The sequence below is a fragment of the Streptomyces hirsutus genome (assembly GCF_001418415.1).
In the GTDB taxonomy this organism is placed as follows: Bacteria; Actinomycetota; Actinomycetes; order Streptomycetales; family Streptomycetaceae; genus Streptomyces; species Streptomyces hirsutus.
In genome coordinates this window covers 1-20964 of record NZ_LIQT01000093.1, presented here as the reverse complement: position 1 = coordinate 20964, position 20964 = coordinate 1, and the positions used below count along the sequence as shown (strand labels likewise).

The window sequence follows — 20964 nt, the reverse complement described above, 5'->3', positions numbered from 1 at the left end:
CCGTCATCTCTCAGCGATTACCGACCCGGCTTGGTGTCAACTCGGCGATGACCTCGTCACCATCAACTGCTCCCGTAGGCACGAAACCCAGCGATTTGTAGAGCCGTCCGGCAGCGGCGTTGTCCGGCTGATATGCCAGCCGGATCGTCCGGCAACCCTCCTGCGCCGCCAACCAGCCCGTCATGGTCAGCAGAAGGGCGCGGCCGAGGCCCTTGCCCTGCTCGGCGCCATCGATCAGCATTCCCCCGATCCAGTGCGAGCCGTCCTCGTCCAGACCCCACATGACGTGTCCGACGACCACGTCGTCGGCGTAGACCGCCAGCGAGTTCCAGCTGTCCTCACGCATCGACAGCAAGAGGTAGCGGGCTGCCATGGCGGGGACATGACTTCGCTGCTCGTCGAGAGGCACGATGTCAGCGACTGCGCGCCAGTTCTCGTCGCCCACCTCCCGTAAGGTGACGCGCCGTCCGGTCCGGTCGAAAAATCCGTGGTCGATCATCTGATGAGACTACTGCTCGCAGTTCAGCGACCCGGTGAACAATGCCGGTCACAGCAGTAGACCGCGCGGCATGGAGGCTCAGGGGTGTGCGGCCCTGAAGGTTCCCGGGGTGAGCTCCGCCCAGACGGTCTTGCCGGGCGCGACGGGCCGTGGGTCGGCGCCCCATCGGGTGGCCAGTCGGGTCACCAGCAGCAGCCCCCGGCCCGACTCCGCGTCGTCGGACGCCTCGTGAACGGACAGGGGTGGCATCCGCTCGGTGCGGGTGTCCGCCACCTCGATGCGGAGCAGGTCCGGGGCCGCGGTCAGCCGGAGGTGGAAGTCCCGGCCGGGGACGTGACCGTGCCGCACGGCGTTCGCGGTGAGCTCGGCCGCGATCAGGGTCAGGGTCTCGTTGACGGGGGAGTCGTACGGGTATCCCCACTGGTCGAGCCGGTGCGAGACGAGACGCCGGGCAAGACGGGCGCCGCGTGGGGTGGAGGTGAACTGCATGGCGAACTCGTGCGGGGCGGCGAGGGGTTGATCCGCCTGCGTGGTGGTGATACCAGAGGTGTCCATGGCCGTGAGCCTGCCGAAGACGGCACGGCGCTGACCAGCAGAAACGCCTGTACGTGCCCGGTCTGTACAGGTGGTTTCCGAGTGCGTACACGCGGCGGCGGATGCTGGTACGAGGGAACTTGCGGGCGTCCGGGGACAAGTGCCTCGTCACGGCGCGTAGCGTGACGCCTCGCGCTGCGTGTACGGCTTCAGTGTGTACGGCTGCGCGGCAGAACTGTGGGCTACGGGGTTACCGGAGGCGGCGGGCATGGTGGAACAGGACGACGGGACGAACTTCCTGCGGTGCTTCGGACGGCAGATGAAGCTGCTGAGGGAGCGGGCCGGGCTGACGCGAGGGGAGTTGGGGTCCCGGCTCGGTTACGGGGAGGACCAGATCACGTCGGTCGAGCTCGGTCGCCGCATCCCCAAGCCCGAGCTGATCGACAGGGCGGATGAGGTGCTGGACGCGGGAGGCGTCCTGCGGGCGATGAAGGAGGAGGTCGCGCGGGCGCGGTACCCGGCATTCTTCCGCGATGCGGCGCGCCTGGAGGCCGAGGCGGTCGAGCTGCAGATGTACGACACCCACATGGTCAACGGCCTGTTGCAGACGGAGGAGTACACGCGAGGGGTTTTGCGTATGCGCCGGCCGCTCCTGAAGGAAGAGACGATTGAGGAGCGGATGGCGGCGCGTCTGGCTCGCCAGGAGATCCTCGACAAGTGGCCCGCTTCTTTGTTCAGTTTTGTCATGGAAGAGCATGTACTGCTACGGCGACTCGGAGGGGCCTCGGTAGTGAGAGGTCAGTTGGAGCAGATCCTTCTGGTCGGAGAGAAGCGCAATGTTGAAGTGCAGGTGATGCCGCTCGACCGGGAGGACAACGCTGGTGTGGACGGCGGCTTCACGGTGTTCACCCTTGAGGGAGGAGAGCAGATCGGCTACACAGAAGCGCAAGGACGTAGCACACTGGTGACTGATCGCGAAGAGGTCCGTGCACTCGCCGCGCGCTATGGGATCATCCGTGCGCAGGCCCTCACCCCGTGTGAGTCTCTGGCCTACATCGAGAAGTTGCTGAGGGAGTTATGAACGCCCGAGGGATCACGACCATGGCCCAGGATCTGCGGTGGTTCAAGAGCAGTTACAGCGGTGCGGAGGGTGGCCAGTGTGTAGAGGTGGCCACTTCGCGGCAGGCCGTCCACATTCGTGACTCGAAGGCCGTCACCGGCCCGGCGCTCACGGTGACCCCCACCACGTGGGCGGACTTCACTGGCTTCGCTGCGCCCCACAGCAGTAAGACTTGATCCGATCTGCGCGCGAATCCCGAAGTGCATCGAATGCGCTGTGCAGTCGATTAGGGCGGGGGAGCCGGACCGGAGTTCGTCGAATACCCCTCCACGGCTGCCGAGCTCACCGGCCTGGCCGCACGGGTCGAGGGCTGGCTGGGGGAAGGGCTGAAGGAGGACGAGATCGTCGTCACCGCCCGCACCAACAAGCTCGTCGAGGCGACGGTGGAGGCGTTGGGGGTGCGGGGATCAAGGCCGTCAAGGTGAAGCCGCGGCAGACCTCGGCGCCCGGTTCCGGAGTACACGTGATGACGATGCACCGGATCAAGGGACTGGAATACCGGGCGGTCGCGATCATCGGCGTCGGCGCCGACCACGTGCCCCAGCCCCATGCCGTCACCCCGGTGTCCGAAGACCGTCTGCAGCACGAGCGTGACCTGCAGCGTGAGCGCTCCCTGCTGTTCGTCGCAGCCACCAGGGCCCGCGAACAGTTGGCCGTCACGTGGGCGGTAAAGCACAGCCCCTTCCTGGAAGGAAGCCACTGACCTGCGGCGATTCGACGGAGTGGCGCGTTAGAGTCACCGCGGAGCCGGCCGCTGTACGGCTCTCACCTCAGAACGGGATGCGGGCGGACGAGACATGTACCTCAAGAATCTGCGCCTACGGAACATCAGGTCGTTCCACGGTGGGCGCACGGTCGACCTGGACCTGACCAGGCCCGACGGCTCGTACGCCGGCTGGACGGTCCTGGCCGGCCGCAACGGCTCGGGGAAGACGACGCTGCTGCGCGCGCTCGCCCTGGCGGTCAGCGGGCCGGCGGTCGCCCGGAGTCTCGTCCCCGGGTTCGAGACCTGGGTCTCCCGGGACGAGCGGGTGGCGAAGGCGGAGGTGTGCCTGGTCCACGAGCCGGGGCAGGACGAATTCACCGGGGGGAGGCGGTCGGCCCTGCCAGTCTGGGCCGGCCTGCGGTGGGCCGCGTCGAGCGAGGGATCGCTGTCCGGCAAGCCGGGGTCCAGTAGGACCGGCCAGCCGTCGCTGATGGCCATCGGCTACCAGAAGGAACGACCCGTCGCGTTGCGCGGTCCGTGGGCCGACAATCCTGTGGGGTGGTTCTGTGCCGGGTACGGCCCCTTCCGCCGACTGGCCGGCGGCTCCAGCGACATCCAGCGGCTGATGTCCACCTCGGGCGCGGTCGCCCGACTGACCAGCCTCTTCCACGAAGACGCCTCCCTGGCGGAAGGCGTGAGCTGGCTCGTCGAGCAGCATCTGCGCGCCTTCGAGGACCGTGAGGGCGCCCGGGACCTCAAGGCCGCCGCACTGGCGATCCTCGGCGACGACCTGCTTCCCGACGACTACCGCATCAACGGCGTCGACTCCGAGGGCCTGTGGGTCATGAACCGGGGCCACAGATTCCCGCTGCGGGAGATGAGCGACGGCTACCGAACGGTGGCCGCCCTGGTTGTGGACATCCTCAAGCAGCTCCACGACGCCTACGGCGAACTCGTTCTCGACATGACGGACGGTGTCCCGAACGTGCCGAGCACCGGGGTCGTCATCATCGACGAGATCGACGCCCACCTGCACGTCTCCTGGCAGAAGCGGATCGGCGGCTGGCTGAAGGCGCACTTCCCGAACATCCAGTTCATCGTCACCACGCACAGCCCCTACATCTGCCAGGCGGCCGACCCGGGTGGGCTGATCCGACTCCCCGGCCCGGACGAGGACAGCCCTGTGGAAGTCGTGCCTCAGCATCTCTACGACCGCATCATCTTCGGCAGCGGGGACGACGCTGTACTGTCCGACCTTTTCGGGCTCGACACGCCCTACTCGGAGAAGGCCGAGCAGAAGCGGGACGAGCTCATCGCCCTGGAGCTGGACGTCGTGCGAGGCCGCGCCAGCGAGGAGGAGAAGGCCCAGTACCGGGCACTGAAGCGCAAGCTGACCAGCTCCCCGGCGACCCGTGTCGACGAAATCGCGTCCCGGCGCCACTCGGGCCGCCCGCGGGGGGAATCGTGATTCGCATCACTCGGGGGTCCCTCCCGCAACAGACCCGGACTGCGATGTCCGGGCACACGGATGACATCGGGCAGGCTCCCGTCCCGAGGCAGCGGGCAAAGTGGGTTATGGAAGCACACGACCGTGCGGAGACACGTACATCCGATTCTGCGCAGCGCTCTGGCGGAGATGGCGCCAGGTCTGGAACGCTGCATGTACTGCGGGGACAACCAGGGCACGGACATCGATCACTTCGAGCCCATCCGCGAAAACCCGCTCCGGACCTTCGACTGGAGCAACCATCTGCTGGCGTGCTCCTTGTGCAACAGTCACTTGAAGCGCGATGTCTTCCCGCTCGCCGTTGACGGCACGCCCCTCCTCATCGACCCGAGCAGTGAGGACCCCGCGGCGCATCTGCACCTCTCGCTTGCCACCGGCGAGTACCTGGACCTCACGGACCGGGGCAAGGAAACGATCAACGTCTTCCGTCTCAACCGCGGCATCCTCATCCGAGGACGCCGACGTGCGTACCGGGTCACACCGCTCCTCCTGAAGGACTGGCGCAACGCCGTCGACAAGGGCGATCTGGAGGATGCCGCGGACTGCGCCGCCGCCATCTGGGAGCAACCGACCGCCGATGTCGTCCACGCCATGTTTCACCAGGCGCTCGCGCCGGGCGCCGACGACATCTTCATGGACGACTCCGAAGCCCTCACACTGCTGCGCGACCACGATGTTCGCGCAGCGCTCCTGCCTGGGCTCTGACCATTTCTGTCCGAGCAGGAACCCTCAGTGAGCCGGGAAAAGGCGAAGGGCCCTTGCTCGACAAGGGCCCTTCGCCTACTGGTGTCCGAGGGGGGACTTGAACCCCCACGCCCGTTAAAGGGCACTAGCACCTCAAGCTAGCGCGTCTGCCATTCCGCCACCCGGACAAGGTGTCTGACGCGCGGGTTTCCCCCGCGGCGACGACGTAAACATTACCAGGCTTTCCGGGGTGGCCGATCACCTCCGGTGGGCGCGCGGCCCGGCTGCGCTCGTGTCCGGCGGTGTTCCCGTCCCGGCTTCCGTCCGGCTCCCGCCCGGGCTGTGCTCCGTCCCGGCGTGAACGCCGCGTGACGGGCCGGGTCCCGCCTTGGGGCGGGGCCGCGCAGGGGAGAGGATGAGGGGGAGACCCACGAGCAGGGACAGCGTGCAGTGACAGCGGGAGGAACCACGTGAGCGCGACGGACACGGCCAAGGGCGTCACCGGTGAGGACGAGGTCGTGGACCTCTGCCGCGACCTGATCCGGATCGACACCAGCAACTACGGCGACCACTCGGGCCCCGGCGAGCGCAAGGCGGCCGAGTACGTCGCCGAGAAGCTCGCCGAAGTGGGGCTCGAACCGCAGATCTTCGAGTCGCACAAGGGCCGCGCCTCCACCGTGGCCCGTATCGAGGGGGAGGACCCCTCCCGGCCGGCCCTGCTGATCCACGGCCACACCGACGTCGTACCGGCCAACGCCGACGACTGGACCCACCACCCCTTCTCCGGCGAGATCGCCGACGGATGCGTGTGGGGGCGCGGCGCCGTCGACATGAAGAACATGGACGCGATGACACTGGCGGTCGTCCGCGACCGCCTGCGCAGTGGGCGCAAGCCCCCGCGCGACGTCGTCCTCGCCTTCCTCGCCGACGAGGAGGCCGGCGGCACCTACGGCGCCAAGCACCTGGTCCGCGAGCACCCCGAGCTGTTCGAGGGCGTCACCGAGGCGATCGGCGAGGTCGGCGGGTTCTCCTTCACCGTGAACGAGAAGCTGCGCCTCTACCTCGTCGAGACCGCCGAGAAGGGCATGCACTGGATGCGGCTCACCGTCGAGGGCACGGCCGGCCACGGCTCGATGACCAACGACGACAACGCGATCACCGAACTCTCCGAGGCGGTCGCCCGGCTCGGCCGGCACCAGTGGCCGGTACGGGTCACCAAGACGGTACGGGCCTTCCTGGACGAGCTCTCCGACGCACTGGGCACCGAGCTCGACCCGGAGAACATGGACGAGACCCTCGCCAAGCTCGGCGGCATCGCCCGCATGATCGGCACCACGCTGCGCAACTCGGCGGCGCCCACCATGCTCGGCGCCGGCTACAAGGTCAACGTCATCCCGGGCCAGGCCACCGCCCATGTCGACGGCCGCTTCCTGCCCGGATACGAGGAGGAGTTCCTGGCCGACCTCGACCGGATCCTCGGCCCGCGCGTGAAGCGTGAGGACGTGCACGCGGACAAGGCGCTGGAGACCGGTTTCGACGGCCGGCTCGTCGACGCCATGCAGCTGGCGCTCGGCGCCGAGGACCCGATCGCACGGGCGGTGCCGTACATGCTCTCCGGTGGCACCGACGCCAAGTCCTTCGACGACCTCGGTATCCGCTGCTTCGGCTTCGCCCCGCTGAAGCTGCCGCCGGAGCTGGACTTCGCCGGCATGTTCCACGGGGTCGACGAGCGGGTTCCGGTGGACGGTCTGAAGTTCGGTGTGCGGGTGCTCGACCGGTTCCTGGACGCGTCCTGAACGGTCCGTCACTATTCGTGCAGACGTGCGGAGGTAACCGGGAAGAGTGAATCCGACGATAAGCTCGTAGCCTCATTACTCCCTCCTCGTTACCCGTGATGTGATCCGCGGATTTGGATCGCATTGCCAACGAGGAGGAATAATGCTCAAGAAGATCGTCGCTGTCGCTGCCGCCACCGGTGGACTGGTTCTCGCGGGTGCGGGTATGGCCGCCGCCGATTCCGGTGCCCAGGGTGCTGCCGTGAACTCCCCGGGTGTCGCCTCGGGCAACGCCGTTCAGGTTCCGGTGCACGTCCCGGTGAACGCCTGCGGCAACACGGTCTCCGTGATCGGGCTGCTGAACCCCGCGTTCGGCAACACCTGCGTCAACCAGTGACATTGTGCCTCGCCCATTAGGGCACGCCCTTTCAGGGTTTGAGCTTGTCGGCCCCGGAGTGCGCGCCATGCGCTCCGGGGCCGACCGGTTTTCCAGTACGTCCCGAACACCGGGAAGAGAATCCGTGGATTTCGTGGAGTCCGAGAAGTCGGGGGAATCCCAGGAATCCGTGGACACCCTCCCCGGTACTTGGTCGAAGGCAGGGAATCAGTACATGCGACAGGTCACCCGTAAGGGCCTGATGACCGTGGCAGCCGCGTCCGGCGTGATCGCCGCCGCGGGCGGTATCGCGCACGCCGACTCCGGCGCACAGGGTGTGGCCAAGGGGTCGCCCGGAGTGCTCTCCGGGAACTCGCTCCAAGCGCCGGTGCACGTGCCGGTCAACGTCTGCGGAAACACGGTCGACGCCGTCGGCGTCCTCAACCCGTCCGTGGGCAACTCCTGCGCCCACCACGGCGGCTCGCCGTCGAGCGGTCACGGTGGCGCGCAGGCCGACGGGCACACCACCGACTCACCCGGCGTGGCGTCCGGCAACCGCATCGAGGCGCCGGTCCACGTTCCGGTGAACGTCTGCGGCAACAGCGTCGACGTCATCGGTCTCGGCAACGTTGCTCTGGGCAATGACTGCGCGAGCGGCGGATCCGGCGAGCAGGAGGCGCCCGGCCTGCCGGGCGAACCGGGCGAGGCCGAGCCGGGCCCGCCGTCCACCCCGGGCGAGGCCACCCCTGGTGGCTCCGCCCCCGGTCATCAGCCGGTCACCCACACCGCCGCCCGGCCCCAGGGCGACGTGGAGCTCGCCGCGACCGGCAGTGAGCTGCCGGTCGGTCTCGCCCTGCCGGTCGGCGCGGGCGCGCTGCTCGCCGGCGTGGTCCTCTACCGCAAGGCACGAGCCGCCGCGTGACACCGGCCGCGACAGCGGCCCCCACCGGTCGTGCGGAGCGGGCCCGGCTCAGCCGGGCCCGCTCCGTGGGTGAAGGAGTACCGGCCGGCGGTGTGTCCGAACTCACCAGGTCGCGCGCACCTGGCGGATGATCCGCCGCCGCAGCCGCACCTTGCGGCTCCCGTCGCGCAGCAGACGCAGTCGGTCCAGCTCCCAGTGACCGTACTCCGCGTGATCCGTCAGCAGACGGGCCGCTTCCTTGCGGGAGACCCCGCGCGGTACGTGCACGTCGACAAATTCGTATTCCGGCATCGCATCTATTGTGCGGTCTGGGCCCCGGTACGGATAGCGTCTGCACTATGTCTGATGCTGCGCAGCCCACCGCTGCCGAGGTACGCGCCGCCGCCGAGGCGGTCAAGACCGCGCTCGACCGCCACCTGGCCGCGGTCGAACGCCGGTCGGGGGAGGACGACCCGGCCGTCTACGAGGCGTTCAACGAGCTGGCCGTGGCCGCCGAGTCGTACGACGAACTGCTCTACGACCGCTACGACGAGGTGACCCCCTTCGAGATCCCCGCGGCCGAGGACGCACTGCCGCCCTACACCGGGCCCGAGGAGCCCAGCGCGCTCAGCGTGCTGATCCGCCGCGACTACGCCGTCGCGGAGCCGCAGCGGCTGCTGGCGCACGCGCAGCGGATCGAGGCGGCGGACGACGACATCTCCGACGCCTCCGACACCTCCGACACCTCGGGCACCGTCCACGGCGCGCTCGGCCTCCTGTTCGGCGAGTACGAACCGGACGAGATCGCCTCCCGGCACAAGGAGTTCGGCCTGGAGGAGGGCGACTCCACGCTCTGGGTGACGGCATCGGACGAACCGGCGGAACCCGGTGAATGGCTGGAGGCCCCGTTCGAGGAGGTGGACCCGGCGCAGGTCGTGTGCCGCTTCGACGTCAGCGCCGTCTTCGACGAGGACCCCGACGACGATGTGGACGACCTCGACGACGGCCTCGAGGACGAGCCGGTTCCGGCCCTGGACACCGATCGCTGATCACACCCGGGGGCGCGCCGTCGGCATGGGTGACGGTGGCGGCGAGAGCGACACCGGCGGTGGCACCGGGGGTGCCACCGCCACCGCGGTCACCGTCACCGTTACGGGTGGTGCCCGGAGTCAGCCGGCCGCTGCCGGAACCTGCGGCGCCAGCAGTACCGGCAGCCGGGTCGTCCGGGGCTTCGCCGGAACCTCCGCCACGGCACGCGGCAGCGCCTGCTCCACCCCGTGCACCACGGACAGATGGCGGTCCGCCCTGCTGAACGCCGTGTACACCCAGGGCCGGCTCAACGCCTGCACGGCATCGCCGGGCAGGACCACGACCACGGCCGGCCACCGGTTCCCCATCGCCTGGTGTGCCGTCAGCGCCCAGCCGTGCCGTACCGATTGCTCCACTCGCTCCTGAGGTACGACGACGGCCTCGCCCGCGCAGGACAGGTGCAGCCCGTCGGCGCCGGCCTTCACCACCCGGCCCGGCGCCGTACGCCCCCGGACGGGGGAGTGGACGATCCGGTCGCCCGGGTCGAACCCGCCGAAGCGCCCCGGCCCCGGATTCAACCGCTCCTTCAACGCCGCGTTCAGTGCCCGCGTGCCCACCGCGCCCCCGTGCCCCGGCGTGATCACCTGCGTCTCCTCCGCCGGTACCCCGATCGCGCGCGGCACCGAGTCGATCACGAGCTGCACCGTCCGGTGCACGGCCTCGCCCGGGTCCCGCACCGGCACGATGACGACCTCCCTGCCGGGTGCCGCCACCTGGTTCAGCTCACCGACCCCGATACCGGAGACCAGTTCGCCCAACGGCCCGGGATCCGGCCGTCGGGAGGCGATCTGCGGGCACACGCGCGCGGCCAGCAGATCGGCGAACACCCGCCCCGGACCGACGGACCACAGCACGCCCGGGTCCCCGGCCAGCAGCAGCCGGGAGCCGTCCGGCAGCGACTCCGTGACCAGCGCGGCCGTCTCGACGTCCAGCAGGGGAGCGTCCAGCACGACGAGCAGGTCCAGCAGCAGCGCCCCGTCGGCGTCCCGCCCCGGTCCCTCGGCACCGGACAGCAGCCCGGCGACGGTGGCGACTCCGGGGTCCTCGGCCTTCTCGTCCCCCGCTGCGGTGACGCCGGCGTTCGTCTCCCCGGGTCCCGTGCCCCCGGCCGGGACGGCCTCCAGCAGGGCCGCGAACCGGGTACGCCCGACCGGGGTGTGGACGGCGGCCCAGGCGCGCAGTCCGAGACCGCGTGCCGCCCGGAGCAGAGCCGCCGGCTCGGCGAGGGACGCCTCCCCGCCCGTGTGCAGCACCAGTCCGTGACCGGCGACCGCGCGGATCAGTTCCCCCGAGGACCCGCCCGCCGAGGCGGCGGCCCGCTCCCACTCCGCATCCGAACCGTCCTGCTGGAAAACGGAGTTGACGAGCCGGGCCAGCCCGTCGGCGAGGCTCTCCTCGGCCATCGCGTACCGCTCGAGCGCCACGAGCACCCTGACGGGCCGTTCCTCCTCGGCCCCGTCCGCGTCGTCCCCGGCGTCGTCCCGCTGGGGTGCCGGGGTGCCCGTCTCCGGCAGCGGGTCCTGGAAGACCAGGACGTCACCGTCGGAGATCGCGGCCTGCACGGCCTCCTCGGGATCCGGTACCCCCTGCCGCGCCAGCGCGGTGGTCAGCGCGGACATCTCCAGGGCGGTGTGCCCGGCCGCCGCGGCCTGCTCCAGCAGCCATCCGGTGACCGCCCGCTCCCGCCGCCCGTCGTCCGGCCCGGCCTCACCGCCGAGCAGCGCCCGTGCGAAACCGTCCGCCTGCTCGGGCCGCACACCCGCCACCCGCAACAGCTGCCAGGGATCGGCCCGCAACGCCTGTGCGGCCCCCTCGCCCAGCACACCGGCAGCCTGCACGGCGAGCGCTTCGGGCGCGCCGCCCTGGGCGAGCACCTCACGCACGGCCACGACCACGCCGTCGGCGGGGGTCTGCCCGGCGGTCACCGGCGGCGCCGGCCGCACCGGTTCGGGGGCGGGCCGCAGCGGAGCGGGCCGGGCCTCCTCGAACACCGCGGTCGCCGGCTTCTCGCCGCTCTCCACAGCCCGTACGGCGGCGAGCAGATCGGCTGCCGTGCCGCTCAGCTTGCCGCCGGCCTCGATCGACCCCTGCCGCTCCGCCTTCCGCCGCTCGATCCGGTCCCGCTCGGCCCGCTGCGCCAGCAACTCGGCCTCGGCCTCGGACACCTGCCCGGCCCCGGCCGTCTGCCCGCCCTCCGCCTCCGTGCCCTCCGCCTCCGCGGGGGCATCCGGGACGGCCCCGGGCGAGGCCTCCGGCGTCGCCGCGGGCTCCGAGGTGTCCGCCGCCTCGTCCGGTGTCCCCGGCCCGGCGTTCTCCGTGGTCTCCTCGGGCGGCTCCGTGCTCACAGCGTGCTCCAGTCGTGATCGGGATAGCGGTGCACGGGCGCCGACACATCGTCGAGCGCCCGGCAGATCTCGTCAGGAAGACTAAGGGCCTCCACCGACAACGCCGCCGTGAGCTGCCGCGCGTTGCGCGCGCCGACGACGGGGGCGGTCACGCCCGGCCGGTCCCGCACCCACGCGAGAGCCACCTGGAGCGTGGTCACGGCGAGCCCGTCCGCCGCCGTCGTCACCGCGTCCACGATCCTGCTCGCCGTGTCGTCCAGATAAGGCTCCACGAACGGCGCCAGATGCGCGGAGGCGCCCCGCGAGTCCGGCGGCATGGCGTCGCCCCGGTACTTGCCCGTCAGCACGCCCCGCCCGAGCGGGGACGAGGGAAGCAGCCCGATCCCCGTGTCGACGGCGGCCGGCAGCACCTCCCGCTCCACGCCCCGCTGGAGCAGCGAGTACTCCATCTGGGTGCTCGCGAGCCGGGCCCGCGAGCCGGGCGCGGCGAGCTGCCAGGTCGCCGCCCTGGCCAGCTGCCAGCCGCAGAAGTTGGACACGCCGGCATAGCGGGCCCGCCCGCTGGCGACGGCGATGTCCAGGGCCTGGAGCGTCTCCTCCAGCGGGGTGGCGGGATCGTAGGAGTGGAGGTGCCACACGTCGACGTGGTCGGTGCCCAGACGTGCGAGCGAGGCGTCCAGCGCGGAGAGCAGATGACCGCGCGAACCGTCGACCCTGCGGTCCGGGTCCGGCACGCTGCCGGCCTTGGTCGAGATGACGAGGTCCCGGCGCGGCACCAGCCCGTCCATGAGCTGCCCGAGCAGGTACTCGGCCTCCCCGTCGCCGTACACGTCGGCGGTGTCGACGAGGTTGCCGCCCGCCTCCCAGAAGGTCTTCAAGAGGTCCGCGGCGTCGTGCTCGTCGGTGTCCCGACCCCAGGTCAGGGTCCCGAGGCCGATCCGGGACACGCGCAGGCCGGTACGGCCGAGATGCCTCTGCTCCATGAACGCCGAGATTACTGGCCAGACCTTGTGGTGTGGGTACCTGTGGACAACGTATTTCCCCAGGCACCGGGCGGCCCGGCCCCGCCCGGCACGAAGACCGCGAGCGGCACCGCACCCCCGCAGGGCCCTCGCGGTATAGGGTCTCCGCACACACGACGTTACTGATGGGTAAGGGGAGACGGCCATGCAGCTCGGGATCAACCTCGGCTACTGGGGCGCCGGAATGGACGCGGACAACCTCGCCGTGGCGCAGGAGGCCGACCGCCTCGGGTACGCGGTCTGCTGGGCGGCCGAGGCCTACGGCTCCGACGCCGCCACCGTGCTCACCTGGGTCGCCGCCCAGACCGAACGCATCGACGTGGGCTCGGCCATCTTCCAGATCCCGGCCCGCCAGCCCGCGATGACCGCGATGACGGCCGCCACCCTCGACTCCCTCTCCGGCGGCCGGTTCCGCCTCGGCCTCGGCGTCTCCGGCCCGCAGGTCTCCGAGGGCTGGTACGGCGTCAAGTTCGACAAGCCGCTCGCCCGGACCCGCGAGTACGTCGAGATCATCCGCAAGGCCATGACGCGCGAGCGCCTCACCCACGACGGCGAGCACTGGACGCTGCCCCTCCCCGGCGGCCCCGGCAAGCCCATCAAGCTCACCGTGCACCCGCAGCGCGAGCACATCCCCCTCTACATCGCCGCGATCGGACCGAAGAACCTCGAGCAGACCGGCGAGATCGCCGACGGCGCCCTGCTGATCTTCCCCTCCGCCGACCACTTGGAGGACACCGCCGTCACGTACCTGAGGGCGGGCCGGGAGAAGGCGGGCAAGACCCTCGACGGCTTCGACATCTGCCCCACCGTGCCCCTCGCCGTCGGGGACGACAAGGACGTCACCGCCCTCGCCGACACCTTCCGTCCCTACACCGCGCTGTACGTCGGCGGCATGGGAAGCCGCGAGCAGAACTTCTACAACCAGCTCGCCGGGCGCATGGGCTACGAGCGGGAGGCCGCCGAGATCCAGGACAAGTACCTGTCCGGCGACAAGCAGGGCGCCGCCGCGGCCGTACCGCACGACCTGATCGACTCCACGACGCTCCTCGGCTCCGTGGACCGCATCGCGGACGGGATGAAGGCCTACGCGGCGGCCGGGGTCACCACCCTCACCCTCGCCCCGGCCGGTTTCACCCTCGACGAGCGGCTCGCGTCGCTGCGCGCCGGCACCGAGGCCCTGGAACGCGCCGGTCTCGCATAGGACCGTCCGCGGGGCCGCCCGCGAGGAGTTCCACGGCCGTGGCGGGGGCTCGGGGGTCTTCCCCGCCACGGCCGTCACCCACCACAACGCCCGGCGGCTCCCGCGGTTACGCCCCGGTGCCCCCTCGCCCGTCCTCCGTTCGGCGCAGTTGTCGGCCGTCCCTGTTGCCGTGCGCCCCTCCCCGCATTTGACTCCTTCTCTGCGGACCACTTCGGACCACCGCGGACCGCAGGACTGCGGACGTGCGGAATCCTCGCGGAGAGGGGCCCATGATGCTTTCGGCCAGGAGTCTGTTCCAGGAGATCCTCGACGACGACGAGTCCTTCGCGCTGTTCTGTTCCATCGCTGCCGGCGGGGAGGCCCAGGGCGGCTGGGAGAACGCCCGGATCGCCGCTCTGGTCCCCGAGTCCCAGCGCGCGCTCGCTCCCAAGATCACCAGGCACGGCGCCGACGAGGACAAGCACGGTCGCATCTTCAACGCACTGATGAAGAAGCGCGGTGTGCGGCCCGTCCCCGTCCCGCCCGAGACCGACTACACGATGCTCCTCGAGCGCGGCGGCATCGGTCTGGCGCACGACAGGCTCAAGCACGACGAGCCGCTCACCGTCGAGGACATCGTCACCTACCTCGCCCACAGCCGGGTCACCGAACAGCGCGCCTCCGAGCAGATGGAACTGCTCCGCAAGCACTTCTCCGACCACCCCGAACTCGGCCGCGCGGTCAGGATGATCTCCGCCGACGAGGACAACCACCTCGCCTACTGCCACGAGGAACTCCTGCGCTTCGCCTACGCCGGACACGGCCGCGCCATCCAACGCACCCTGCGCGCGAGCGCGCTCGCCGAGATCCGCGTGTACCGGGACGTCAGCCTCGCGGTGATGGACCGGATGGGCCGCATCCTCGGCTGGTCCAGGGCCAGGGCGGCCCTCCTGGCGGCCGGTATCCACGCGGTGTACGCCTACGAGCGCCTGGGCGGCTGGCGCCGCATGGTCTCGCTGAGGATGCCGGACCGCCACAACGCCCTGGGCGGCCCGGAGAGCACGGCCCCCGAGTTCGCCTGAGCCACGGATGGAGCCGGAGAGGCCGTGCTGCCGGAGGGGACCGGCCCGCAGGCCGCACCGGGCCGGACGTCCGCCCCTTCGGTCCGCCGCCCGCTACATCCAGCCGCGCTGCTTGAACAGCCGGTACAGCAGCACCTCCAGCACGGCCATCGCCAGGATCACCGCCGGATAGGACCACTCCCACCGCAGCTCCGGCATGTGCTCGAAGTTCATGCCGTAGATCCCCGCGAGCATCGTGGGGACCGCCGCCATGGCCGCCCATGCGGAGATCTTCCGCATGTCGTCGTTCTGCCGGACGCTCACCTGGGCCAGATGCGCCGAGAGGATGTCCGAGACCAGCCGGTCCAGGCTCTCCACGGACTCGTTCACGCGCGTGAGGTGGTCGTGCACGTCACGGAAGAAGGGCCGCGCCTTCTCGGACACGAAGGGCACCGCCGCACCGGAGGCGCCCGCCCCCATGAGCCGTGCCACCGGCTGCGTCAGCGGCCCGGTCGCCCGGCGGAACTCCAGGATCTGCCGCTTGAACGTGTAGACCCGGGACGCGGTGTGCCGCGTACCGGCGGCGTCCGGGGAGAAGACCTCCGCCTCCAGCTCCTCCAGGTCGGTCTGCAACTCGGTCGCCACGTCGAGATAGTGGTCGACGGCGGCGTCGGCGATCGCGTACACCACCGACGTCGGCCCCTTGCCCAGCAGTTCCGGTTCGTGCTCCAGACGGCTCTGTACGGCGTTCAGCGGGGAGCCCTCGCCGTGCCGGACGGTCACCACGAACGCGTCCCCCAGGAAGATCATGACCTCGCCGGTGGAGACGGTGTCGCTGTGAGGCTCGTAGGCGACCGGCTTGAGGACCATGAACAGCGAGTCGTCGTACACCTCCAGCTTGGGCCGCTGATGCGCCTTGAGGGCGTCCTCGACCGCCAGCGGGTGCAGTCCGAACTCCTGGGAGACCAGATCGAACTCGTCCGCCGTCGGCTCGTGCAGCCCGATCCAGACGAATCCCCCCGACGCCCGTGCCTGTTCCAGCGCGTCGGAGAAGTCGTCGGGCCCCTCCGTCCGGTGTCCTTCCCGGTAGACGGCGCAGTCGATGATCACGCAGCGAACCTTCCCCCCACCGGCCGGAGAACACATCCGGCAGCGCGCCGGACGGCACACCTTGCGACGCACCCGGCCGCACACCCGCGCGTGCGCCTACCCTGGGCCGCATGCCCACGTTGCTCCTGGTCCGGCACGGACGATCCACCGCCAACACCGAGGGACTGCTCGCCGGCTGGACGCCCGGCGTCGCCCTCGACGAACGCGGGGCCGCGCAGGCCGCCGCCCTGCCCGGACGGCTCGCCGCCCTGCCCCTCTCCGAGGTCGTCGCCAGCCCCCTCCAGCGCTGCCAGGAGACGATCCGGCCGCTCCTGGACGCCCGGCCCGGCCTCACCGCCCACACCGACGACCGCATCGGGGAGTGCCACTACGGCGACTGGACGGGCCGCAAGCTCGCCGAGCTGAAGGACGAGCCCCTCATGGAGGTCGTCCAGGCCCATCCGTCGGCCGCCGCCTTCCCCGGCGGGGAGTCCATGCGCGCGATGCAGACACGCGCCGCCGAAGCGGTGCGCGAGTGGAACGCGCGCGTGGAGCGCGATCACGGCGCCGACGCCGTCTATCTCATGTGTTCGCACGGGGACATCATCAAGTCCCTCGTCGCCGAAGCACTCGGACTTCATCTGGACCTCTTCCAGAGGATTTCCGTCGATCCGTGTTCCGTCACCGCGATCCGGTACACGCGGCTGCGCCCCTACCTCGTGCGGCTCGGCGACACCGGTGACCTCGCCGCCCTGGCACCGCGCGACGAGACGCCCTCCGACGACGCCCCGGTGGGGGGCGGCGCGGGCGCACCGTGATCGTCGGCCGCAGTAGGGTGAAGCCGACGCGGCAGCGCCGTGGATACAGGTACCCACAACTCTCGATGGAGTCAGGACGTGTCCCGTCAGGTGTTCCTCTACGACCAGCCGGAACGTTTCGTGGCCGGTACGGTCGGACTGCCAGGGCGCCGTACGTTCTTCCTCCAGGCCTCAGCCGGCTCCCGGGTGACCAGCGTGGCCCTGGAGAAGACCCAGGTCGCCGCACTCGCCGAACGCATGGACGAACTGCTCGACGAGGTCGTACGCCGTAGTGGCGGCAGCGCCGCCGTGCCCGCCGTGGCACCGACCGAGATCGCCGACACCGCTCCGCTGGACGCCCCGGTGGAGGAGGAGTTCCGCGTCGGCACCATGGCGCTCGCCTGGGACGGCGAGGAGGAGTGCATGATCGTCGAGGCGCAGGCGCTCGTCGAACTGGACGCCGAATCCGAGGAGGACCTCGCCGAGGCGGAGGAGCGGCTGCTCCAGGACGAGGAGAACGGGCCCCCGATGCTCAGGGTCCGGCTCACCGGCATCCAGGCCCGTGCCTTCGCCAAGCGCGCCCTCGACGTCGTCAACGCGGGCCGGCCGCCGTGTCCGCTGTGCAGCCTCCCCCTCGACCCGGAAGGACATGTGTGTCCGCGCCAGAACGGATACCGACGCGGAGCGTGACCACCGCAGACCCCACCGCCGCGGTGCTGCTCGCCCAGGGCGAGCTGACCGTGCGCGGGCGCATCCGTGAGGCGTCGAACGCGGTGCTGTACTGCACCGTGGCCCACGAGGGCCGCGAGGCCGCCTGTGTCTACAAGCCCGTCGCGGGGGAGCGGCCCCTGTGGGACTTCCCGGACGGGACGCTCGCCGGGCGCGAGGTCGCGGCGTACCTGGTCTCCGAGGCGACCGGCTGGGGACTGGTGCCGCCCACCGTGCTGCGGGACGGCCCGCATGGCGAGGGCATGTGCCAGCTGTGGATCGAGACCGCCCCGGGCACGGAACTCCTCGCCCTGGTCGACCGGGAGGAACCCGCACCCGGCTGGAAGGCGATCGGATTCGCCGAGGTGGGCGAGGGACGCACCGCACTGCTCGTGCACGCCGATGACGCGCGGCTGCGGCGGATGGCCGTGCTCGACGCGGTGATCAACAACGCCGACCGCAAGGGCGGGCACCTCCTGCCCACCCGGGACGGCCGGCTCTACGGCATCGACCACGGCGTCACCTTCAACGTCGAGGACAAGCTGCGCACCCTGCTGTGGGGCTGGGCGGGGGAGCCCCTGCCCGGGGAGGCGCGCGAGGTCCTCGAGACCCTCGGGAAGGCACTCGCCGAGGGCGGCCCGCTGGCCGCCTCGCTGGCCCCGCTGATCACCCCCGCCGAGATCGACGCCACGCGCGCCCGTGTGACCTCCCTCCTCGCCTCCGGCACCCATCCCGAGCCCGGCGGGGACTGGCCGGCGGTCCCCTGGCCGCCGGTCTGACCTACGCCGGTCCGGCTCACGCGGGTCCGGCTCACGCGGGTCCGGCTCACGCCCGGTGGCACGGCCCGAGCATGGTGCTCCGGCCCGCGTCCGGCCCGCGTCCGGGCCGGGCGGGACAGCTCCGTACACCCTTCGCCCGCGCGCCACCCGCACGTTCGGCGGTGATGCGCAAGAGTGCCTTCCCGGTCGTCCGGCCCGCTCCGGTTCGTGTCCTGGACCATGGTCCGGTTACGCTCAGGGCATGCATGCCTGGCCCGCTTCCGAGGTCCCCGCCCTGCCCGGTCAGGGACGCGACCTGAGGATTCACGACACCGCGACCGGGGGCCCGATCACACTCGACCCCGGCCCCGTAGCCCGTATCTACGTCTGCGGCATCACCCCGTACGACGCCACCCACATCGGACACGCGGCGACGTACAACGCGTTCGACCTCGTGCAGCGCGTGTGGCTCGACACCAAGCGGCAGGTTCACTACGTCCAGAACGTCACCGACGTCGACGACCCGCTGCTGGAGCGGGCCGAGCGGGACGGCGTCGACTGGGCCGCCCTCGCCGAGCAGGAGACCCAGCTCTTCCGCGAGGACATGACGGCCCTGCGGATGCTGCCGCCGCGTCAGTACATAGGCGCCGTGGAGGCGATACCCGGCATCGTCCCGCTCGTCGAACGGCTGCGCGATCTCGGCGCCGCGTACGAACTCGAGGGCGACACCTACTTCTCGGTCGAGGCCGACCCGCATTTCGGGCAGGTCTCGCACCTCGACGCGGCCGCCATGCGGCTGCTGTCCGCCGAACGCGGCGGCGACCCGGACCGTCCGGGCAAGAAGAACCCCCTCGATCCGATGCTCTGGTCGGCCGCCCGCGAGGGCGAGCCCAGCTGGGACGGCGGATCGCTCGGCAGGGGCCGTCCGGGCTGGCACATCGAGTGCGTCGCCATCGCCCTGGACCACCTGGGCATGGGCTTCGACATCCAGGGCGGAGGCTCCGACCTGGTCTTCCCGCACCACGAGATGGGCGCCTCGCACGCCCAGGTGCTCACCGGCGAGTTCCCCATGGCCAAGGCGTACGTCCACGCCGGGATGGTCGCCCTGCACGGCGAGAAGATGTCCAAGTCCAAGGGCAACCTGGTCTTCGTGTCCCGGCTGCGGCGTGACGGCGTGGACCCGGCGGCGATCCGGCTGGCGCTGCTCGCCCACCACTACCGCGCGGACTGGGAATGGACCGACCAGGTCCTCCAGGACGCCGTGACGCGGCTCGGGCACTGGCGGGCCGCCGTCTCCCGCCCCGACGGCCCGTCCGCCGAGACTCTGGTGGACGAGATCCGCGAAGCCCTGGCCAACGACCTGGACGCTCCGGCGGCGCTGGCCGCCGTCGACCGCTGGGCCGTGGCCCAGGAGCAGCAGGGAGGCACGGACATGGGCGCGCCCGGGATCGTCTCCCGCGCCGTGGACGCCCTGCTCGGCGTGGCGTTGTAAACGATAGGGAACGCAGTGGGGCGCCCCACTGCGTTCGTCCGGGTCCGCCTGCCTCGGCCCGCCGCGTTCGGTCCTTCGCGTCCGTCCGCGGTCAGTCCTCCGAGGAGTCCTCGCCGTCCGTGTCCGGTTTCGTCGGTTTCGGCGGGCGGGGCCGACTGCCCGGGGCGTCCCGCCGGAACGACGGGCCGTCCCCGCCGTCGGCCGTGGCGTGGCCACCGGGCTGCGGCGGGCCGGACGAACCGTCACGGCGCCGCAGATAGCGCTCGAACTCGCGGGCGATCGCCTCGCCCGACGCCTCCGGCAGCTCGGCCGTGTCCCGGGCCTCCTCCAGCGACTGGACGTACTCCGCGACCTCGCTGTCCTCCGCGGCCAGTTGGTCCACGCCCACCTGCCAGGCGCGCGCGTCCTCGGACAGTTCGCCCAGCGGGATGCGCACGTCGATCAGGTCCTCCAGCCGGTTCAGGAGGGCCAGCGTCGCCTTCGGGTTGGGCGGCTGCGACACGTAGTGCGGGACCGCCGCCCACAGCGACACCGCCGGGACGCCCGCGTGCGTGCACGCCTCCTGGAGAATGCCGACGATCCCCGTGGGACCCTCGTACTTGGTCTCCTCCAGGTCCATGCGGCGGGCCAGGTCCGGATCGGACGTGGTCCCGCTGATCGGGACCGGACGGGTGTGCGGAGTATCACCCAGCAGAGCGCCCAGGACGACCACCAGCTCCACCCCGAGTTCATGGGCGAAGCCCAGCAGCTCGTTGCAGAACGAGCGCCAGCGCATGGACGGTTCGATCCCGCGGACCAGCACCAGATCGCGCGGCTTGTCGCCACCGACCCGGACCACCGACAACCGCGTCGTCGGCCACGTGATCTTCCGCACGCCGCCGTCCATGAACACCGTGGGCCGGTTGACCTGGAAGTCGTAGTAGTCCTCGGCGTCCAGCGCCGCGAACACCTCGCCCTTCCATTCCCTGTCCAGATGCGCGACCGCGGTGGAGGCGGCGTCACCGGCATCGTTCCAGCCCTCGAACGCGGCCACCATGACCGGGTCGATCAGCTCGGGAACCCCCTCGAGCTCGATCACCCAGTGCCTCCTTCCGACGTGCCCTCGCGTACGCCCCAACCTTACGGCGTGCAGGGGGGAGCGTCCGCAGCCCCCTCGCAGGGGGAATGCCCCAACACTGCCCCGGCAGGCGCCGGGAAACACCCCGTGTCGATCCGAGCCGTCCGGCAGGGCCGCCCGGGAGGGCCGCCCGCTCACGGTGCGGACGGCGGGCCTTCACCGCGTGGAACGCGGCCACCGCTCGAGGCCCGCGAGGTGGACGGC

22 protein-coding genes and 1 tRNA gene are annotated in these 20964 nt (G+C 71.0%); 15 read left to right on the top strand and 8 right to left on the bottom strand.

Going from position 1 to position 20964, the window contains the following annotated elements:
- Positions 1-10: 10 nt before the first annotated feature.
- Together AOK11_RS08220 and AOK11_RS08215 are read right to left on the bottom strand one after the other, a co-directional pair.
- Positions 11-499, bottom strand: coding sequence for a GNAT family N-acetyltransferase (locus tag AOK11_RS08220; RefSeq protein WP_055592984.1), 489 nt, complete (start codon positions 497-499; stop codon positions 11-13).
- A gap of 78 nt (positions 500-577) precedes the next feature.
- A complete protein-coding gene (locus AOK11_RS08215) occupies positions 578-1054 on the bottom strand; it encodes an ATP-binding protein (protein ID WP_240497261.1) in 477 nt (158 codons plus the stop codon).
- 247 nt (positions 1055-1301) lie between these two features.
- Between AOK11_RS08215 and AOK11_RS08210 the strand changes: the two genes are divergently transcribed.
- The 5 genes from AOK11_RS08210 to AOK11_RS08190 all read left to right on the top strand — a co-directional run bounded on the left by AOK11_RS08210 (position 1302) and on the right by AOK11_RS08190 (position 5071).
- The gene (locus AOK11_RS08210) at positions 1302-2114 is read left to right on the top strand and encodes a helix-turn-helix domain-containing protein (RefSeq protein WP_055592983.1); all 813 of its coding nucleotides are present in this window, start codon (positions 1302-1304) and stop codon (positions 2112-2114) included.
- Positions 2111-2329: a DUF397 domain-containing protein gene (locus AOK11_RS08205; RefSeq protein ID WP_055592982.1), complete on the top strand. Its 219-nt coding sequence runs from the start codon at positions 2111-2113 to the stop codon at positions 2327-2329. Before AOK11_RS08210 ends, AOK11_RS08205 begins: the two co-directional genes overlap by 4 nt.
- Positions 2330-2619: 290 nt before the next feature.
- Positions 2620-2856 (top strand): 3'-5' exonuclease, encoded by a 237-nt coding sequence (locus tag AOK11_RS08200; protein ID WP_055592981.1) that lies wholly within the window; start codon positions 2620-2622, stop codon positions 2854-2856.
- Between the two features lie 94 nt (positions 2857-2950).
- Positions 2951-4327, top strand: coding sequence for an AAA family ATPase (locus AOK11_RS08195; RefSeq protein ID WP_055592980.1), 1377 nt, complete (start codon positions 2951-2953; stop codon positions 4325-4327).
- A 123-nt stretch (positions 4328-4450) separates the two neighbouring features.
- Positions 4451-5071 (top strand): HNH endonuclease, encoded by a 621-nt coding sequence (locus AOK11_RS08190; RefSeq protein WP_240497260.1) that lies wholly within the window; start codon positions 4451-4453, stop codon positions 5069-5071.
- 79 nt (positions 5072-5150) lie between these two features.
- Here the strand turns inward: AOK11_RS08190 and AOK11_RS08185 are convergent.
- Positions 5151-5238, bottom strand: a tRNA-Leu gene (locus AOK11_RS08185).
- 282 nt (positions 5239-5520) lie between these two features.
- Between AOK11_RS08185 and AOK11_RS08180 the strand changes: the two genes are divergently transcribed.
- The 3 genes from AOK11_RS08180 to AOK11_RS08170 all read left to right on the top strand — a co-directional run bounded on the left by AOK11_RS08180 (position 5521) and on the right by AOK11_RS08170 (position 8123).
- Positions 5521-6846 carry a M20/M25/M40 family metallo-hydrolase gene (locus AOK11_RS08180; RefSeq protein WP_055592978.1) on the top strand — a complete coding sequence of 442 codons (1326 nt, stop codon included), beginning with the start codon at positions 5521-5523 and terminating at the stop codon, positions 6844-6846.
- Positions 6847-6988: 142 nt separating this feature from the next.
- Positions 6989-7222, top strand: coding sequence for a chaplin ChpH (chpH, locus tag AOK11_RS08175; protein WP_055592977.1), 234 nt, complete (start codon positions 6989-6991; stop codon positions 7220-7222).
- Between the two features lie 214 nt (positions 7223-7436).
- Entirely contained in the window at positions 7437-8123 is a 687-nt protein-coding gene (locus AOK11_RS08170) for a chaplin (protein WP_055592976.1), read from the top strand.
- A gap of 102 nt (positions 8124-8225) precedes the next feature.
- Here AOK11_RS08170 and AOK11_RS08165 read toward each other — a convergent pair whose 3' ends face one another.
- Complete coding sequence (locus AOK11_RS08165) at positions 8226-8414, bottom strand: DUF5703 family protein (RefSeq protein WP_055592975.1); 189 nt, start codon at positions 8412-8414, stop codon at positions 8226-8228.
- A 47-nt stretch (positions 8415-8461) separates the two neighbouring features.
- Here AOK11_RS08165 and AOK11_RS08160 point away from each other — a divergent pair, with 47 nt between their 5' ends.
- Positions 8462-9151 (top strand): hypothetical protein, encoded by a 690-nt coding sequence (locus tag AOK11_RS08160; RefSeq protein WP_107098525.1) that lies wholly within the window; start codon positions 8462-8464, stop codon positions 9149-9151.
- Positions 9152-9271: 120 nt separating this feature from the next.
- Here AOK11_RS08160 and AOK11_RS08155 read toward each other — a convergent pair whose 3' ends face one another.
- The gene (locus AOK11_RS08155) at positions 9272-11536 is read right to left on the bottom strand and encodes a helix-hairpin-helix domain-containing protein (RefSeq protein WP_055592974.1); all 2265 of its coding nucleotides are present in this window, start codon (positions 11534-11536) and stop codon (positions 9272-9274) included.
- Positions 11533-12519: an aldo/keto reductase gene (locus AOK11_RS08150; protein WP_055592973.1), complete on the bottom strand. Its 987-nt coding sequence runs from the start codon at positions 12517-12519 to the stop codon at positions 11533-11535. Before AOK11_RS08150 ends, AOK11_RS08155 begins: the two co-directional genes overlap by 4 nt.
- Before the next feature lie 184 nt (positions 12520-12703).
- Here AOK11_RS08150 and AOK11_RS08145 point away from each other — a divergent pair, with 184 nt between their 5' ends.
- Both AOK11_RS08145 and AOK11_RS08140 read left to right on the top strand, forming a co-directional pair.
- A complete protein-coding gene (locus AOK11_RS08145; RefSeq protein WP_055592972.1) occupies positions 12704-13759 on the top strand; it encodes an LLM class F420-dependent oxidoreductase in 1056 nt (351 codons plus the stop codon).
- A 272-nt stretch (positions 13760-14031) separates the two neighbouring features.
- The gene (locus AOK11_RS08140) at positions 14032-14820 is read left to right on the top strand and encodes a ferritin-like domain-containing protein (protein ID WP_055593009.1); all 789 of its coding nucleotides are present in this window, start codon (positions 14032-14034) and stop codon (positions 14818-14820) included.
- A gap of 93 nt (positions 14821-14913) precedes the next feature.
- Here the strand turns inward: AOK11_RS08140 and corA are convergent, their stop codons facing one another.
- The gene (corA, locus tag AOK11_RS08135; protein ID WP_055592971.1) at positions 14914-15909 is read right to left on the bottom strand and encodes a magnesium/cobalt transporter CorA; all 996 of its coding nucleotides are present in this window, start codon (positions 15907-15909) and stop codon (positions 14914-14916) included.
- Between the two features lie 110 nt (positions 15910-16019).
- Here corA and AOK11_RS08130 point away from each other — a divergent pair, with 110 nt between their 5' ends.
- From AOK11_RS08130 to mshC, 4 genes are all read left to right on the top strand, one after another.
- Positions 16020-16706 (top strand): histidine phosphatase family protein, encoded by a 687-nt coding sequence (locus AOK11_RS08130; protein ID WP_055592970.1) that lies wholly within the window; start codon positions 16020-16022, stop codon positions 16704-16706.
- Between the two features lie 78 nt (positions 16707-16784).
- A complete protein-coding gene (locus AOK11_RS08125; RefSeq protein ID WP_055592969.1) occupies positions 16785-17375 on the top strand; it encodes a DUF3090 domain-containing protein in 591 nt (196 codons plus the stop codon).
- Complete coding sequence (locus tag AOK11_RS08120; protein ID WP_055592968.1) at positions 17372-18172, top strand: SCO1664 family protein; 801 nt, start codon at positions 17372-17374, stop codon at positions 18170-18172. Before AOK11_RS08125 ends, AOK11_RS08120 begins: the two co-directional genes overlap by 4 nt.
- Before the next feature lie 241 nt (positions 18173-18413).
- Entirely contained in the window at positions 18414-19643 is a 1230-nt protein-coding gene (gene mshC, locus AOK11_RS08115) for a cysteine--1-D-myo-inosityl 2-amino-2-deoxy-alpha-D-glucopyranoside ligase (protein WP_055592967.1), read from the top strand.
- A gap of 91 nt (positions 19644-19734) precedes the next feature.
- Here mshC and AOK11_RS08110 read toward each other — a convergent pair whose 3' ends face one another.
- Positions 19735-20721, bottom strand: coding sequence for a PAC2 family protein (locus tag AOK11_RS08110; RefSeq protein WP_055592966.1), 987 nt, complete (start codon positions 20719-20721; stop codon positions 19735-19737).
- Positions 20722-20964: the final 243 nt, after the last annotated feature.